Here is a 17,280-nt window from a genome sequence, read left to right on the forward strand (position 1 = left end):
GAACGTTTCGGTGCTTTGCCGGTCACCTCGTGAGGGTGATGCGCGGCATGGTGCGGCGGGGCCCAGGGCAGTCGTGATGTGTCTCACCCGATGAGCGGATTAGAGGTACTTCATGCGCAGCTTCGCCGTAATGACCCTCCGTGCCGCCGCGTTCCTGGGTGTGCTCTCCGGCCCCGCGCGGGGCACCGCGCCGTCCGCCGCCGCCGGCTCGCCCGCCGCCGGGGCGGGCTTCTTCGACGGCGTCGTGAACTCGGGAAAGGACGCCCTGGAGGCGTGGAAGCTGGAGGCCGCCGAGACGGTCGGCAGCGTCATGGCCCTGCGAAAGCCGGCCGGGCAGCAGGGCTGACCCTCGGCGGATCGCCCGGCGCGCGACGGACCGTCCGCTTCGCGTCGGCGAAGTGCTCAGCGTCGCCCGACCAGTTCCTCCGCGCAGGCGTTGAGCGCGCGCGGTGCGCCCGTGAGGTCCATGACGAACAGCGGGAGCCGGCAGTCGTCCGCCCGGGAGCGGGCCTCGGTCGTGTAGCCGGCGAGGGAGAAGCAGACCCCGGTCGCGTCCTCGGCCAGGGCGTGCAGCCAGAGGCATTCGACGTCCCGCGTGGTGGTGGGCAGCGTCGTGGGATCCACCCGTACGACGAGGCCGTTGGCGAGCAGGTCGACCAGACCCGTCCCCGCCGGCCCGGTCGGCCGGTCCGGCCGGCGGACCTGGGCGAAGCCGAGCCAGCGCAGATAGCGCTGGGCGGCGGTGACGGCGTCGCGCTCGGTGCGGATGGCGACGGGCCGGAAGTCCGGCCGGGTCGTCCGCCGGGCCCCGGCGAGCCCCTCGGTTCCGGCGCCGCCGGCCGGCGCGGCGGAGTCCACGGGCAGCTGGACCACGGCCCCGCACGAGCAGTCGAACTCCGGTCTGGGCCACTGGCCCTGGCGCCCGCAGCCGCCGCAGCGGACGGCGACCCAGCCGTTGCGCCAGGTGCGGTGGGCGACCGGACGCGGAACGGAGCCGGGGGAGACGGGCAGGGTGAGGGGAGCGCCGCAGGCGCAGGGATAGGTGGGCGGAGTGTACGGGTGCTCCCGGCCGCACGTCGGGCAGTGCACCGGAACGCTCTTGGCCATGGTCGGCTCCAGCGAACGGGTCCGTAGGACTGAGGCACTCCATAGTCCACGAAGCGGACGCCGCGAGGGGCGCGAATGGCCGAAGCGGGGACCCGGACGGCGGCGCCGCGGCGCGACCCGGCGGTTGGGACGCCACCGTCCGGGGGTTTAGGGGGCGGGCAGCGGCTCGTACTCGCGGACGGCGTCGATGTCGGCGCCGTGCGGGGTGTTGGCCTCCCGCTCGATCATGATCTCCACCAGCACGGGACGCGAGGTGGCGACGGCTTTCTCGCGCGCCCACTCGATGGCGGGCCGGATGTCGGCGGGCCGGACCACCCGCCGTCCTGAACAGCCGTACGCCTCCATGATCTTGACGTGATCGGTGCCGGTCTCGTCGTAATGGATGTCGACCTGGTAGTTCATGGCGTAGGGGAGGGACGCCTGTCGGATGAGGCCCAGGTACTCGTTGTTGAGCATGATCAGTACGAAGGGGATGGCGTACTGCGCGGCCACCGCCAGTTCCTCGACCGTGTACTGGAACCCGTAGTCCCCCACGACGCCCACGACTTCCGTACCGCCCCGGCCCATGCCCTCCAGCGCCTTCTTGACGCCGATCGCGGCCGGCACTTCCCAGCCGAGCGGACCGGCCTGACCGCAGACCTGGTAATGCCGGGGCCGGTGGGCCTTCTGATGCTGGCCGCCCCAGATCTGGTAGAGGCCGATGGCGGTGACGAAGTACGTGTCCGCGCCGAAGACCTCGTTGATCTCCCGGTAGACCCGGGGCGCCTTGACGGGCACGGTGTCGAAGTCCTCGCGGCGGACGAGGGTCCGTTTCAGCTCGGCGCACCGGGCCCGCCAGGGACCGATGCGCGGCCGGGCGGACCGGGCCCGGGCGGCGGCCAGTAGCGCGGCGAGGAAGGCCCGGGCGTCCGAGACGATCCCCAGCTCCGGTGCGACGACCCGCCCCAGCTGGGTCGGTTCGACGTCCACCTGCACGAACCTGCGCGCGCCGCGGTAGACGGAGAGGTCCGCTCCGGTGTGGCGGTCGCCGAAGCGGGCGCCGACGGCGAGCACGAAGTCGGCCTCCAGGAACGAGGCGTTGGCGTACCGCTGGGACGTCTGGATGCCGGTGGTGCCCATGTTGAGCTCGTGGTCGTCCTCGATGACGCCCTTGCCCATCAGCGTCACCTGGAACGGCAGCCGCAGCTCCTCGACCAGCGCCCGGAGTTCCGCCGCCGCCCCGGCGGTGACGACCCCGCCCCCGGCCAGCACGAGCGGCCGTTCCGCGGCGAGCAGCAGGTCCAAGGCAGCCTCTACGGACGGGCCGTGCGGCGGGCAGGGCCGGACGGGCAGCCGGGCGTCGGTCCCGGGCGCGTACGCGATCTCGTGCCGGGCCACGTCCAGCGGGATGTCGACGAGCACCGGCCCCGGCCGTCCCTCGCGCGCCGTGCGGAACGCCTCCCGGAACACCCACGGCAACTGTGCCGCCTCCTTGACCTGCACGGCCCACTTGGTGACCGGCCGGGCCACCGCCACGATGTCCACCGCCTGGAACGCCTCCTGGTGCAGCTTGCCGGAGACCGCCTGGCCGGTGACGCAGACCATCGGGACCGAGTCCGCGTGCGCCGTGTAGAGGCCGGTGACCAGGTTGGTGGCGCCCGGCCCGGAGGTCGCCAGGGCCACGCCGACCCGCCCGTTGGTCCGGGCCCAGCCGTCGGCCATGTGCGCCGCGGCCTCCTCGTGCCGGACGACGAGGTGCTCGACGCCGCCGTCCGCCTCCAGCGCCTGGTACAGCGGGAGGATGGCGGCGCCGGGGCAGCCGAAGACGATGTCGACGCCCTCGTCCTTGAGGATGTGCACCACCGCGCGCATGGCGGGGATCCGGGGCACGCTGATTCCGCTCATGCGGCCGACATCCTCTCCACGCCGCGCAGCAGGACCGAGTGGTCGAGCCCGCCGTCGCCCTGCGCCCGGACCGCCGCGACCAGTTGGGCGACCAGCCCGCAGAGGGGCAGCGCGACGCCGGCCTCGCGGGCGGCGGCGGTGACGATGCCCATGTCCTTGTGGTGCAGGTCGATCCGGAAGCCCGGGGTGAAGTCCCGGGTGAGGAAGGCGTGCTTCTTCCGGTCGAGGACCGCCGAGCCGGCGAGGCCGCCGTTCAGCACGTCCAGCGCGACGGCCGGGTCCACGCCGGAGCGTTCCAGGAAGACGACGGCCTCGGCGCAGGCTTGCAGCGTGGCCGCGACGATCAGCTGGTTGGCCGCCTTGACGGTCTGGCCGGCGCCGTGCGGTCCGCACAGTGCGGCGGTCGAGCCGAGGACGTCGAACAGCGGCCGGGCCGCCTCGAAGTCCGCGCGCTCCCCGCCCGCCATGATCGACAGGGTGCCCTCGACGGCGCCCGCCTCGCCGCCGGATACGGGGGCGTCCAGGACGCGGAGGCCGCGTTCCGCGCCTGCTTGGGCCAGGGTGACGGCCGTGCGGGGAGTGACCGTCGACATGTCGATGAACAGGGTGCCTGGGCGGGCGTGTTCGAGGACGCCTTCCTCGCCGAGCGCGACGGCCGTCACCTCGGCGTCCGCCGGGAGCATCGTGATGACGACGTCCGCGTCCTGGACGGCTTCCCCTACGGAGGGGGCGGGGGTGCCGCCGTGGGCGGCGAGGTGGTCGAGTTTGTGTTGTTCGAGGGTGTGGGCGGTGAGGGGGTAGTTGGCTTTGAGGAGGTTGTGGGCCATGGGGGAGCCCATGATTCCGAGGCCGATCCAGGCTATGCGCATGGGTTTCCTTTCGGTGGGTGGTGGGTGTGCCCCGGACCCGCCCCTTCGCCGTTTCCTGGGGCTGCGCCCCAGACCCCCTGATCGCGGCTTCGCCGCTCGTCCTCAAGCGCCGGACGGGCTGGATAGCGCGCCCGGGCGCACACTTCAGCCCGTTGGGGGTGCCCCCTCTGGGGGAGTTTGAGGACAACCGCGCGAAGCGCGGTTTCGGGGGTGCGGGGGCTCACCCCCGCAAGAAACGGGAAGGGGCGGGACCAGGGCACACCTCCTACGGCCGATGCTCCAGCGCGACCCACCCGCCGTACCCCACCTTGCGCAACCGCGCGACCAGCGCGCCGAAGTCCAGACGACCCGTCCCGGGCGCCCCGCGCCCCGGGCAGTCGGCGAACTGCACATGCCCGGCAACCGACCCGTACCGGTCGATGACGGCGTCCAGGTCCGCCCCGCCCATCGCCAGGTGGTACAGGTCCATCAGGAACTTCGCGTTCCCCAGCCCGGTCACGGCGTTCACCCGCTCGGCGACGGCGACGGCCGCCTCCGCCGTCACGAGCGGATAGTCCGGCGACTCGGCCGAGTTGAGCGTCTCGATCAGCAGGTCGGCACCGACCCGGTGCGCCGCGCGCGCCGCGAGGACGAGGTTGTCGAGGGCGAGCGCGTCCTGGACGGCGGGATCCACGTCCGGCAGCCGGTTGCCGTAGAGGGCGTTGAGGCCCGTACAGCCCAGCGACCCGGCGAAGTCGGCGGCGACGTCGATGTTGGCGCGGAACCGCTCCGCCTCCCGCCCCGGCAGGGACAGCGCCCCCCGGTCGGGCCCGGGCAGTCGGCCCGCGTAGAAGTTGAGCCCGACGAGCCGGGTGCCGGCGGATGTCAACGCGGCGCTCAGGGCGTCGAGTTCGGAGCGCGGCGGGCACGGTTCGTCCGGCCACGGCCACCACAGCTCGACGGCGGTGAACCCGGCGGCGGCCGCGGCGGCGGGGCGTTCGAGGAGGGGGAGGTCGGCGTAGAGGAGGGAGAGGTTGGCGGCCAGACGCTGTTCGGCGGGCTCGGGAGCCACCATAGGGCCACCTGCTTCCGTATCGTGGAATGAAGAATCCGTTCAACGGAAAAGAAGGTGCCGGAGACTCGTCGGCCTGTCAAGAAGCTCCGGGGCAGCCCCCGGAAAGGAGGGCTGCCCCGGAGCGGTACCGCCGACGGCCGTTACGGCTGCTTGCCCTGCAGGGTCTTCTCAAGGGCGTTCGCGTACAGGCGGGCGCCCCCGATCTTCGGGTGGAAGGACTGGGCCGACAGCCCCCGGGACAGAGGCAGCCAGGACGCCAGCGGGTCATCGGATTTCGTGAGCTTGGTGACGATGGCGTGGATCTGCTCCGGGTCCCCGCACACCGCCTTGCCCGCGAAGTCCTCCGTCGGGTCGGAGAACACCACCTGGGCGCCTTGCTCGCCCGCGTCGGCGGCCGCCTTCTTCATCGCCGCCGTCAAGGTGGGGGCGACACCGTTGAGCCAGGCGGCGGACGCCTCGGAGAGACCGACACCGGGCAGGCCGGGGATGCCCTTGTTCAGGCACGAAGCGCTGCCGGAGAACAGCGGGGGGTACCCCATGAGGACGATCTTCGCATGGGGAGCCCTGTCGTGGATCTCCAGCAGGACCTTTTCGATGTCCGGGCGGACGATCTGGTCGATGATGCCCGGCACTGCCTTCTCCATCGGCTTCCCTATGAAGTCCGAGTCCCGGCTGCCGATGCGGTCCTTGTCCTGGGAACCGAGCTTCTTGTTCGTCTCGTCGTCCCTGTCCAGTACGTCGAAATCCTTGTCCTTGCAGTTGCCGTCGCCGAACGCGAGCAGGCACTTCTTGACGATGTAGGCGAACCGCGAGTCATTGCCGCCGATGGAGATCGTGACCAGGGTCGTGTTGTTGTCCAGGTACCCCTTGTCCATCTGCGGCATCTCACCCCCGTCCTCGTTGTACACGCCACCGTGCTTCACGTTGTACGTACGCGCCCCCGAGCACGCGACCATCTGGTAATCCATGTCCGAATTCCACGTGTCGTCCAGCTCGCCGACCGACTTCGACGTCCCGGGCAGCGTCGCCTGACGGGACCACGCCTTGCGCGACCGGTGGCAGGCATTGCGCTGCTTCGGGTCGCCGTTGCGGTAGTTGGTCTCCGGGTAGTAGTCCGCGTCGCCGTCCGACGCCCCCTCGCCCGAGGAGAACGAATCGCCCATCGCGACCACGGAGTTCTTGGGCTTGCCCGGGAGTTCCTGGAACTGGATCGTGTCCCAGGCGATGTCCTCGTCCGCCGTACCGTCCTCAGTGGCGTTGGACAGTTCCACCGTCGGCTGCCCGGTGAAGTGGAACACGCCCAGGCTCACCCACCGTCCGGCACGCTGTGCCACGAACCGGTCGGGGCTGGTGCTGTCCGTGTTGTGGACCCGGTACAGCGCGTGCTTCGTGTGGGCGCCCGTATCGGGCAGGAGGACCAGGACCCGGGCCCAACTCAGCTTCTGGGGCAGGGTCCAGACTCCGGTGATGGTCATCGGGCCGTCGTTGCCGCCGCCGTGGGCCGCGTTGCGGGTGTGCGCGAACCAGAAGATCCCCGGGTGCCCGCCGCCGTTCGTGTGGAGGTCCCCCTTGCCCTCGTACAGCTTCTCTCCGTCGTGGTGCCCCACGCCGCCCTTGGGGACGCCGTTGAAATGGAAGGTGAAGCTCCCCTCCGAACGCGCCTTGCCGCACGCGGACCACGTCTCCGTCCCGTCCGGCACGGAGGTCACGAGGTGCCCGCCCGGCACGGCGCCGGTGCACACCGGATTGCCGTTCAGCAGATCACGGCCGCGGCCCGGCTCCGGGACCGCCGTCGCGTACTTGATGTCCTCGAACCCGCACGTGTCGGCGCAGTCGGGCTTCCACGTCACGTTGGGCTGGTTCCACCAGAACTGCCGGTAGCAGTCCTCGTCGGGGCACTTCGGCGGGGTCTTCGGGTCGCAGCCGTTGGTGGGGTTGCAGAACGCCTCCAGCGGCGGGGTGACCTGGCTGCGGTACTCCTTCTTCTTCCACCACGCGGGCCGGTAGCCGGCCGAGGAGAACCCCGACTCGCCCGCCCGCTGCTGACGGCCGTCGGTGTTGTAGGAGAAGCCGGTGTCGATGGACCAGGCGGCCCAGCCCATCACCTTCTCCTCGTACGGCCAGTCCTGCGGGTGGGCGGCGTCCTTGACGGCCCCGGGGCCGTCCACGTCGGTGTCCATGAACGGGTGGCCCCAGCTCTTGGCGTAGAGCGGGTTGGCCGGGTTGTTGTACCAGCCCAGCCCCCAGTGCCCGCCGTTCTTGCCCGCCTCCGACGGCGGGTTGAAGCCGAGGTTGTAGTTCCAGACCGCGGTGAACCAGTTCTCCACCCGGGACGGGTCGTCGTTGTTGACGGTGATCTTCTGCCCGTCGGTGTGCACCTCGTTCCACTTGTCGGCGAGGATCTTCATCGAGGCGGCGACGTTGGTGGCGTAGTCGATCGCGACGAGCTTCTGCAGGGCCGGGGACAGGCTCTTCTCGTTGTCCTTCTCATGGCCCGCCAGGCGCATGCCGTCGGTGACCTGCCCGACGCCGTACCCGCAGTCGGACTTCTCCCAGTGGATCCGCCAGAAGGAGTCCGGGTCGTCCTTGACGGGCTTGCGGCCGTAGTAGCCGTCCATCGCGGCCAGCGGATTGCCCATCTGGCCGGGGATCGAACCGCCTTCGGCCTGCCACAGGTTGGATTCCTGCGCCATGATGCCGAGCATCACGTTCGCCGGGATGCGCCCGCCCCCGTTCAGCGTCGGCGGCGGGAACAGGCCCTGCGGGTCGATCGTGCCCAGCCCGGCCTGGTCGCGGTATCCGCCCTGCCGGAGGTACTGGCCGCGCAGCTGGCCGCGGACGGCCATGTCGACGGCCCACTCGACCTGGTTGGGCGTCGGCTGCAGCGCCTGGGCGTTCAGGTCGTTGCGGGAGACGGCGCAGACGCGGTCGGTGTCCCGCGGATCCGTCTCGATGTCGGTGCCGTCGCCGGCCGCGAACGACCGTGCGGCCGGCTTGGCGTCGCGGACGGGAAGGGCGGGGGAGGGCGCCTTGCCGCCCGGCGCCTTCCCGTTCGGCGCCGTCGCGTCCGCGACCGTCTGGCTGAGCTTCTTCCCCGTGGCGGTGGCCGTGCTGGTGACCGTCACCGGCGCCGTCGGGGCCGTGGTCTCGGGGGACGGCGCGGTGCTCCGCCCGGGATCGGGCTCCGCCTTGGTGAAGCCCTTGCCCGCGTCCTTGATGCGGGTCAGCCCGGCCCGGACGCCGGGCGTGAGCACCGGGTCCACGGCGAGCCTGCCGCGGGTCGAGACGTCCTTGCCGGCGGGGGCGTCGATCCGGGTGACGCCGGTGCCCGCCACCTTCGGCGCGCCCTGGGGGCGGCCGGTGAGGAACACCCGGCCCTGGTCGCCCTGCGCGAGGCCGAGGTCCCCGAGCTTCCCGGAGGCGACGACGGCCGGCTTGCCGCGCCCGTGCCACACCTTCGCCTGGGCGGTCCTGGCGTCCTTGCGGTCGACGAAGCCGATCGTGCCGTCCCGCGCGGGCCGGATGTCGAACGGGACGCTGTCGCCGGTGGCGAGGGCCTTCACCTTCCCCGTGCGGTCGAGGTGGACCAGGTCGCGCCCGCTCGCGGCCACGGCCCCGTCCGCGACCGGGACGGCACTGGTCAGCTCGCCCTGCGCGGCCGCCTCGCCCACGGTCTTCCCGGACGCGTCGACGGTCACCACCCGGGTGCGCGTCTTGCGCGGATCGTTCATGTCACGGAAGGCGGTGAACGCGGCCGTGTGCGTCTGGGTGTTGCAGGACGGGTCGAACGAGGCGAGGGAGACGGTGAACGGCAGCTTCTTCACCGCGCCGGTCGTGACGTCGACGATCGCGGCGAACGCGCCGCCCTGCATCAGGTCGGGCTTGTTGGTGAAGGTGCGCGGCGCGTAGACGGCGGCGACGTGGTCCGGGTCCATGACGCACTGGTTGCCGATCCAGGTGTCCTGGGACAGGCCCGGCTCGGCGAGGACGGCGGCGGCCCGCCACTCGTACGCCTTGCCGCTGTCGGCGACCAGGATCTTCAGCCCGCCGGTGTCGGCGGCCGCGGTCACGGCCCGGTCCCCGCTGCTCTTCCAGTCCTTGCCGAGGGTGCCGTCGGGATCGGTGACGCGCCCGGGCGGCGCCGGTTCGGCGGGAGCGGCGCCGCCGGGGCCGGCGGCCGGCCGTGGTGCCGCGGCGGCGGGCGCCGCCTGGGCGAGCCCGCCGGCCAGGGCGGCGCAGGCCAGGACGACGGCCAGCGGCGCGCGTGTTCGTCTTCTTCTGTATGTCAAGGGAGGGGTTCCTGTTTCGTGCTTGTCGTTCTGGTTCGGTTCTGGTTCGGTTCTGATTCCGTTGGGGTTTCGCGGAGTGCACTCGTGCCCATGCCGGGGCACGGCTCGGCCCGCCGCGTCCTCGAGGACGGGCGGTCGACAGGTGGTTTCGTCGGCGGCGCCGGGCGGGCGGCGACCGGACACACGCGGGGCGGTGACCGCCCCCGTACGGCCACCGCCCCGCGTGGAGGGCGGTCGTCGACGGCGCCCCCACGCCGTCCTCCGCCATCCGGGGCGGAGCTCCGCCCGCGCGCCGCGGCCGGGGGTCCGCTTCCCGGCCGGCCGCTGCCCAGAAAGCTAGGGCAACAACCCGGGGGCACCTAGGTTCCGTGTGCACAGTGAACCGGCCGTTCCGGTGCGCCCTCGCACAGTGACGAGGCGACGCCGGGGCGGCGCGCCGGACGGTGTCCCCGCCGGGGTCCGCTCCTGTCGCCGCGCCGGTGTACGGCGTCGGCGCGGGCGCCGCCGTTCACTGTGCACGACGGCACCGGAAGCACCGCTTCACTGTGCAGGCAGGGCCTGGGTGCGGCCCGGCCGGTGCCGTAGCTTTCCGGTCGGCGGGCGCGAGGACCGTGACCGCACCGGCAGCCGGTCTCTCGCCCGGCGTCTCCCGACGTCCCGCCGCTTGCCTCTACTTCGCCTTACTTCGCCTTACTTCCCCCTACTTGCCCCTACTTGCCCCTACTCCCCTTTCCCGCCGCTTCCTTGACGAGGAGAACCACGCATGTCCGCCTCCACCCCCGCACCCCGCCGCCGGCTCCGCGCGATGGCGTTCGCCGGCGTCCTCGCCGCCGCGGCCCTCGGCTCCGTCGGCACCGCCGGCGCCGAGGGCAACCCCACCGGCAGGAGCGAGTACGACTACAGCACCTACCAGAACCCCGAGAGGTGCGCCGACCAGTCGGAGGAGTTCCGCTTCCGCTTCTACTTCAACTCCAATTCCGGCGGAGCCTGGACCAACATCGGCCACCCGATGCACGACCTGACCGTGATGCACATCGGCGGCAGCGGCGGCGGGGACGTCCCCCTGAGGTACTGCGACAAGGGCAAGGGCGCCGGCCAGGTCGTGGGCAACAACTCGGCGTCGGCGTACAACTGGTACCGCGGCTACTGCGCCACCGTCTTCTACAACTCCTGGTACCGGGGCGCCAGCGACCGGATCGCCCCCAACAGCGGCATGAACCTCTCCGCCACGTACAACAACAACAAGTCCATCGACTTCAACGCCTGCTGACGACGGCGTCCGGTACCCACCATGCGACCGAGCCACCGCGGAGCCCTGCCGGCCACCCTCGCGGCCCTGATCCTGTCCGTCCTGGCCGGCTGCTCCGGCACGCACCACGGGTCCGCGGTGGCCCCCGCGGCCCCCGCCGCCGCTCCCGGATCCCCCGACCGGCCGCCGGCGGACGACCCCGCCACCTGGACCCTGCCGCTGATGCGCTACCTGCCCACCGACGCCCAGGCACGCACCATCGGCCGGGCGCGCGAGACCCTCACCCGGGACTGCGCCCGCCGCTACGGCATCACCCTCACCCCCGAGCCCGAACTGCCGCCGCTCGGGCCGAAGAACGTCATGGACTGGCGCTACGGCATCCACGACCGCGGACTCACCGCCCGCCGCGGCTACCAGGTCGACGACGCCCAGCAGGCCCGCTACGACGCCGCGCTGCGGGCCCGGGGCAAGCTGCCGCGACCGTCCCCGGACACCCCCGTCGTCGTGTCCGGCACCCGCCTGCCCCCGGACGTGCTGGCCGCCGCCGGCCCCGAGGCCCGGAAGGGCGTGGTCGCCGGCAAGCCGGTGCCCGACGGCGGCTGCGCCGGCGAGGCGCAGCGCACGCTGGGCACCGCCACCCAGGGGGTGTCCCCCTTCGTGGCCCGGCTCATGACGGCCTCCTACCCCCGGTCCATGGAGGAACCCGACGTCCGGCGGGTCTTCGCCCGGTGGTCCGGCTGCATGCGCGAGCGCGGCTTCCGCTACGCCGCGCCGATGGACGCCAACGACGACCCCGCCTTCCGTCCCGGCCCCCGGGGCGTCACCCGCGAGGAGATCGCCACCGCCGTCGCCGATCTCGACTGCCGCGCGGCACACCGTGTCGCCGAGGTCTGGCACACCGCCGAGACCCGCCTCCAGAACGACGTCGTCGCCCGGGAGGCGGCCACCCTCGCCGCCGAACGGCGCGCCCTCGACCGCACGCTGGCCACCGCCCGGCGGGTGGTGGAGGGGAAGTCCTGAGGATGCGTCCGGAAAAACCGTTAGTGATCTCTATTCGGCGTTCGATGTACCCTTTGCCACCGGGGGTGGCATGGACATGCGGGCGACGGTCGACGAGGGAGCGGTCCGGCGCGCACAGCGCGCGGAGGACGTGCTGGCCATGCAGCGCGCGGCCCGCAAGGGCGGCACCCGGTCGCTCCTGCGCTGGCTGGCCGACCGGACCGGCGCCCGGGTGCGGCTGGTCACCGGCGGGGCCCCGGCGCCGACCGCCGATCCGGCCGGTGCGGCCGACGAGGCCGACCGGCTCCTCCGGTGCGGCCTGGGCGAACTCGCCTCCAGAAACCTCCGTTCCATGGCCATCGACGGCGACGGGCACACGGTGCTGCTCGTCCTCCTGGACGGCCCGCGCGGCATCCGCCCGCCGGTCCTCGCCGCCGTCGCCCCCCGGCCGGTACCGGACCGCCTGCCCGCGCTGCTCGCCGACGCCGCGTCGGTCATGAGCCTGTGCTGGCAGGCCGAGCACGCCGAGCGGATGCGCCGCCGGCTCGCCTGCACCGAGGCGTTCAACCGGGAGGCGGTGCTGCACCTGCTGATGAACGGTCACATCACGGTCGCCCGGCAGGTCGCCGGGGCGCTCTCCCCGCAACTGCCCGCCACGATCCGCTTCTACGTGGTCGAATGCCCGCCCGGGGTCCGCGACGACCTCGCGCCGCGCTGCGCCGAGGCGGCCGAGAGCGCCTGGGTCGTCCGCTGCCCGGTCTACTCGGACCACATCCTCGTCATCGCGCCGGCCGCCGTTCCGGCGCTGGAGGAGACCTTCGCCGCGCTCCGGGACGACTGCCGGGTGGGCGCGAGCGAGGACCTGCCACTGAGCGACACCGCCACCGGCTACGCCCAGGCGTTCCACGCCCTCGCGGCCTCCCGCGACCAGCCCGCCCGGCACGCCCGGTTCGCCGGCCGGCCGGACCTGGCGCTGGCCATCGGCGCGACGGCGACGGCCTGGGCGCGGGAGGTGCTGGCGCCGCTGCACGCCTACTCGGCGAAGCGCGCCCAGGACCCCGACGGCGGGGCCCTGGTGGCGACGGCGGCGTCCTGGCTGGCCTTCTCCTCGCAGGCGATCGCCCACCTGAAGATCCACCGGAACACGCTGTCCGCTCGCCTCAAGCACATCGGAGAGCTGCTGGACCTGGACCTCGACCGGCTGGCCGACCAGTCCCTCCTGGCCCTCGCCCTCCGCGCGGACGCCCTGCCCTTCGACCACCGGGACGCCGGTGCCGCGCACTCCCTCGACGACCTCCTGGCGCGTCCGGCCGCGGTGGCCTGGGCCCACCAGCAGCTCCACCCGATCCGGACGAGACCCGCGGCGGACGAACTCGACCGGACCCTGGCCGCCTACCTGTGCAACGACGGACGGCTCGGCCCGACCGCCACCACGCTCTCCCTCTCCACCACCGCCACCCGCAAACGGCTCGCCCGCATCGAGACGGTCCTCGGGCGGTCCCTGCTCCGCTCGCCCAGCGCGCGGTACGACCTGTGGCTGGCACGCCGGGCGGTGACGCTCGCGGGCGGGGGGTGAACGGGGCTTGGGCCTGGACGGGGCTTGGGTCTGAACGGCCTTGGCCTTGAACGGCCTTGGCCTTGAACGGCCTTGGCCTTGAACGGCCTTGGCCTTGAACGGCCTTGGCCTTGAACGGCCTTGGGTCTGAACGTCCGTGGGCTCAACGGGCCGGCCCGTCCGGCCGCCCGGGGGCGTACGACGTCCGGAAGCGGGAACGCACGTCGTCCGGCCCGTGTACGACGTCGAGTCGCACACGGACCGGACGTGTCACGTCCGTACCGCCCTCCCGCCCGCCCGCGGGCGCGGGGCGGAGCGCCCTACGCCGCGGGCGCGGCCGCCGTCTCGTCCGCGCCCAACTGCCCGGACACGTACGCCGCGAGGCCACCCGCCGTCGGGTGGTTCCACAGCACCGTCACCGGCAGCCGGATCCCGAGCAGCTTCTCCAACTGCCCGCAGACGACCATGGACATCACCGAGTCCAGCCCGAGGTCGGTCAGCGGCCGGTCGCGGTCCAGCTCCGCCGCCGGGATCTTCATCTCGCGGGCCAGCCGTCCGCAGACCTCCTCGTCGATCCGGGCGGCCAGGACGTCGGCGGGCAGCGCGCGCCAGTCGACGGGGGCGGCGGCCTCGGGGGCCCCGGCGTCCGCCTCGGCCTCCGCCGCGCGCCCGGCCGGCGCCTCCGAGCGCAGGGCGCCGAACCGCGTCCCTGGCAGCCAGGCGCACAGCCGCCCGCTCTCGTCGCTGATGACGATGTCGACGGTGTCCGTCTCGGGATCCACGAGCCGGATGTCCACCACACCCGTCTCGGGCGCCTCGCCCACCACGCGCACCTCGCGTATATGGGCGGGCATCCGGACGGTGGGCGGCCCGCCGTAGATGACGGGGACGACGCCGAGGGCCGCGTCCAGCAGCGGCGCCCAGGTGACCTGGTCGCCGGGCACGGCGGGAGCGTGGATCACGGCCCGCAGGACGTTCTCGCCCTTGAGGAGTTCGCGCACCTCCCACGGCCAGGCGATGCCCTCGACGCCGATCGCGTCCAGCCGGCCGATCACCACCGACGGGTCGGCGGTCTCCAGGTCCTCCGGGGCCCGTACGGTCAGGAAGGCGTCCGGGAACGGTACGGCGCTGTCCGCCATGGTCGAACCGGACGTGTGCGTCAGCCAGTTGCCGGGGCCGCCCTTCGCGCCCACGGCCCGGGTGCTGAGCCGCAGATTCAGCCCCTCCCGTACCACCTGCACCTCACGTGCCGAGGCGAGGGCGATGGGGAAGCGCAGCGAGAGGTCGAACAGCGCCTTGCTGCCGCCGACGCCCGGGGCGGCCTCCAGGAAGGTGTGGATGATCGAGGAGGCGGGGACGATCGAGGCGCCGTGCAGGGAGTGCCCGCCCGGGAAGGGCCGGCTGGCCTCGTCCAGGACGGTGTTCCACACCCGCAGCGCGGTGCCGTTGGCGGTGGCGAGGTCCACGGGGGCGCCGAGGAGCGTGTGGCCGCTGATGTCGTGCTGGTGGGAGACGACCGCGGCGGCCGGCAGCACGGCGTCGAGCCAGTGCCTGCGGTGCTGCCAGACGACCGGCGGCAGCTCCGCCGGGGGCGCGGCCGGGTGGTGGAGCGACCAGTCGATCTCCGCGCCGTGGGCGTGCAGCCCGCCCAACCCCGCCAGCAGCGTGCGCAGTTCGGGCTTGTCGCGGCGGAGACTGTGCCCGATGTGCGCGCCGGTGACGTCCAGGTGCGCCAGCGTCTCGCCGATCGAGTGGGAGACCACCGGGTGCGGCGAGACCTCCAGGAAGCGGCGGTACCCGTCCTCGACGGCGGCGGTCACCGCCTGTGCGAGCCGGACCGGTTCGCGCAGGTTGGCCACCCAGTACGCGGCGTCGTGCGGGGCGTCGGAGCGGGGGTCGGCGAGGGCCGTGGTGTAGAGCGGCACCTCGGGGATACGCGGCGCGAGTTCGCGCAGGGCGTCGCGCAGGCCGTCCGTGAGCTCCAGCATGTGGCGGCTGTGGAAGGCGACGTCGGAGTTGACGTTGCGTACCGGCAGGCCCTCGGCCTGCCAGTCGCGGACCAGCGCCGCCACGGCCTCCGCGTCGCCGGAGACCACCGACGACAGCGGCGAGGACGCGATGGCCGCGGAGATCCGTTCGTCGCCGGCCAGCCGCGCCGCCACCTCGTCGAAGGGCAGTCCGACCATGGCCATCGCGCCCCTGCCCGCCACCCGGCGCAGCAGCGCCGAGCGACGGCCGCTGAGCCGGGCGCCGTCCTCCAGGCTCAGCGCCCCGGCCACCACGGCCGCGGCGATCTCGCCCACCGAGTGCCCGATGACGGCCGACGGCCGGTGCCCGTGCGCCCGCCAGACCTCGGCGAGGCCCACCTGCATCGCGAAGATCATGGACTGGGCGCGGTCGACCGCGTCGAAGTCGCCGTCCAGCAGCGCCTGCCGGGCCGAGAAGCCCAGCTCCTCCCGGAACACCGGTTCCAGAGCGTCGATGACGGCCGCGAACTCGGGCCGTTCGGCAAGCAGTTCGGCCCCCATGCCCGACCAGTGCGAGCCGTGCCCCGAGAACACCCAGACCGTCCCGGCGTCCGCCCCGCCGCCGGGTCGTACGGCGCCGGTGACGACGCCGTCCACCTGCCGTTCCGCACTGTCGTCGGCGGCCAGCTCCCGCAGCCGCGCGACGAGTTCGGCGCGGCCGTCGGCGACCACGGTCGCCCGGTGCTCCAGGTGGCTGCGGCGCGTGGCCAGGGTGTAACCGACGGCGGACAGCGGGGTGCCGGGGTGCTGTTCCAGCCAGTCGGCCAGGCGGCCCGCGTAGGCGGTGATCCCGGCGCGGGAGCGGTATGAGAGGGGGTACGCGCGGACGGCACCGCCCTCCGGTTCCGCGGCCGGCTCCTCGGCGGCGGGCGCCTCCTCCAGGACGATGTGCCCGATGGTGCCGCCGTACCCGTACCCGGAGACGCCGGCCCGGCGCGGGGTGTCGCCCTTCGGCCACGGCTGGTGCTCGGTGACCAGCCGCAGCCCCCAGTCGTCCCAGGGGATGTCGGGGCTCGGCTCGCTGGTCAGGACCGTCGCCGCCAGCTCCGCCTCGCGCAGCATCAGGGTGGCCTTGATGATCCCGGCGACGCCGGAAGCGGGTTCGGCGTGGCCGATGTTGGACTTCACCGAGCCGATCCAGCACGGCTTGCCGTCCGGCCGCCCGGCGCCGAACACCGCGTGCAGACCGGACGCCTCGACCGGATCGCCGAGCCGGGTGCCGGTGCCGTGGGCCTCGATGTAGCCGGCGGTGGCCGGGTCCAGGCCGGACCGTTCCCAGGCGAGGCGGAGCAGGTCGCGCTGGGCGTCGGGGTTGGGGGCCATGATGCCGTTGGTCGCGCCGTCCTGCGCGACGGCCGAGCCGCGGATCACGGCGAGGATCCGGTCGCCGTCCCGCTCGGCGTCCGCCAGCCGTTTGAGCACCAGGACGCCGCAGCCCTCGGCGCGCCCGTACCCGTCGCCCTCCGCGTCGAACGGCTTGCTGCGGCCGTCGGGGGAGAGGGCGCCGGCCGCCTCCAGGGTGAGCGTGTACGCGGGCGAGAGGATGATGTTGACGCCGCCGGCCAGGGCGAGGGACGTCTCGCCGGTGAGCAGCGACTGGCAGGCCAGGTGCACCGCCACCAGCGACGCCGAGCAGGCCGAGTCCAGGACGAAGCTGGGGCCGTGCAGGTCGAGGACGTGCGAGACGCGGTTGGCGATGCCGGTGAGCTGGGCGCCGATGCCCGTCCACGGCTCGATCCGGGGCAGGTCCTCCAGCAGCCGCCGCCCGTAGTCGTCGGAGCAGGTGCCGATGTAGACGCCGGCGTCGGAGCCCGCCACGGAGCGCGGCGCCATGCCGGCGTGCTCCAGCGCCTCCCACGCCACTTCGAGGACGAGGCGCTGCTGCGGGTCCATGAACTCCGCCTCGCGCGGCGTGATTCCGAAGAACTCGGCGTCGAAACCGTCGACGTCACCGATGAAGTTGCCCGGCCGGTCGGCACGGCGCAAAGCCTCGGAGAACTCCGGGCTGATCTTCGTGTAGGGACGCCAGCGGTCCTCGGGAGTGGGTTCGACGGCCACCTGGCCGCCGGAGAGGAAATTCCAGAACGATTCCGGGGAGTCGATGCCGCCGGGGAACCGGCAGCCGATTCCGATGAGCGCGACCGATTCTCGCTGCTGAAGCATGCGCGTCATTCCGTTCGTTTGGAAGGGCAAAGGGTGGGTGGGTGATGGGGGAGCGGGGCCGGAAACGGCACAGGTGTTTCCGGC

Annotated in this window: 10 protein-coding genes; 4 read left to right on the top strand and 6 right to left on the bottom strand. The window is 73.1% G+C overall.

Annotation, left to right across the window (positions count from 1 at the left end):
* Positions 1-130 precede the first annotated feature (130 nt).
* Positions 131-346 (top strand): hypothetical protein, encoded by a 216-nt coding sequence (locus J7W19_RS25535; RefSeq protein ID WP_040891631.1) that lies wholly within the window; start codon positions 131-133, stop codon positions 344-346.
* A gap of 56 nt (positions 347-402) precedes the next feature.
* Here the strand turns inward: J7W19_RS25535 and J7W19_RS25540 are convergent, their stop codons facing one another.
* The 5 genes from J7W19_RS25540 to J7W19_RS25560 form a co-directional block, all read right to left on the bottom strand.
* On the bottom strand, positions 403-1,107 hold the full coding sequence (locus J7W19_RS25540; protein ID WP_004950939.1) for a hypothetical protein: 705 nt from the start codon (positions 1,105-1,107) through the stop codon (positions 403-405).
* A 147-nt stretch (positions 1,108-1,254) separates the two neighbouring features.
* Positions 1,255-2,991: a glyoxylate carboligase gene (gene gcl / locus J7W19_RS25545; protein ID WP_004950936.1), complete on the bottom strand. Its 1,737-nt coding sequence runs from the start codon at positions 2,989-2,991 to the stop codon at positions 1,255-1,257.
* Positions 2,988-3,860 (bottom strand): 2-hydroxy-3-oxopropionate reductase, encoded by an 873-nt coding sequence (locus J7W19_RS25550; protein ID WP_004950935.1) that lies wholly within the window; start codon positions 3,858-3,860, stop codon positions 2,988-2,990. Before J7W19_RS25550 ends, gcl begins: the two co-directional genes overlap by 4 nt.
* Positions 3,861-4,125: 265 nt before the next feature.
* Positions 4,126-4,914: a TIM barrel protein gene (locus J7W19_RS25555; protein ID WP_004942404.1), complete on the bottom strand. Its 789-nt coding sequence runs from the start codon at positions 4,912-4,914 to the stop codon at positions 4,126-4,128.
* 140 nt (positions 4,915-5,054) lie between these two features.
* Positions 5,055-9,203 carry an SGNH/GDSL hydrolase family protein gene (locus J7W19_RS25560; RefSeq protein WP_004942406.1) on the bottom strand — a complete coding sequence of 1,383 codons (4,149 nt, stop codon included), beginning with the start codon at positions 9,201-9,203 and terminating at the stop codon, positions 5,055-5,057.
* Between the two features lie 763 nt (positions 9,204-9,966).
* Here J7W19_RS25560 and J7W19_RS25565 point away from each other — a divergent pair.
* From J7W19_RS25565 to J7W19_RS25575, 3 genes are all read left to right on the top strand, one after another.
* The gene (locus J7W19_RS25565; RefSeq protein ID WP_004942407.1) at positions 9,967-10,473 is read left to right on the top strand and encodes a hypothetical protein; all 507 of its coding nucleotides are present in this window, start codon (positions 9,967-9,969) and stop codon (positions 10,471-10,473) included.
* Positions 10,474-10,494: 21 nt separating this feature from the next.
* Positions 10,495-11,472, top strand: coding sequence for a hypothetical protein (locus J7W19_RS25570; RefSeq protein WP_004942409.1), 978 nt, complete (start codon positions 10,495-10,497; stop codon positions 11,470-11,472).
* A gap of 70 nt (positions 11,473-11,542) precedes the next feature.
* Positions 11,543-13,027 carry a helix-turn-helix domain-containing protein gene (locus tag J7W19_RS25575; protein ID WP_004942411.1) on the top strand — a complete coding sequence of 495 codons (1,485 nt, stop codon included), beginning with the start codon at positions 11,543-11,545 and terminating at the stop codon, positions 13,025-13,027.
* Positions 13,028-13,326: 299 nt separating this feature from the next.
* On the opposite strand, the gene J7W19_RS25580 is transcribed toward J7W19_RS25575, so the two are convergent.
* Positions 13,327-17,196, bottom strand: a complete 3,870-nt coding sequence (locus J7W19_RS25580; RefSeq protein ID WP_201768208.1) for a type I polyketide synthase — start codon at positions 17,194-17,196, stop codon at positions 13,327-13,329.
* Between the last annotated feature and the right edge of the window lie 84 nt (positions 17,197-17,280).

It is taken from the genome of Streptomyces mobaraensis NBRC 13819 = DSM 40847 (assembly GCF_017916255.1).
Taxonomy (GTDB): domain Bacteria; phylum Actinomycetota; class Actinomycetes; order Streptomycetales; family Streptomycetaceae; genus Streptomyces; species Streptomyces mobaraensis.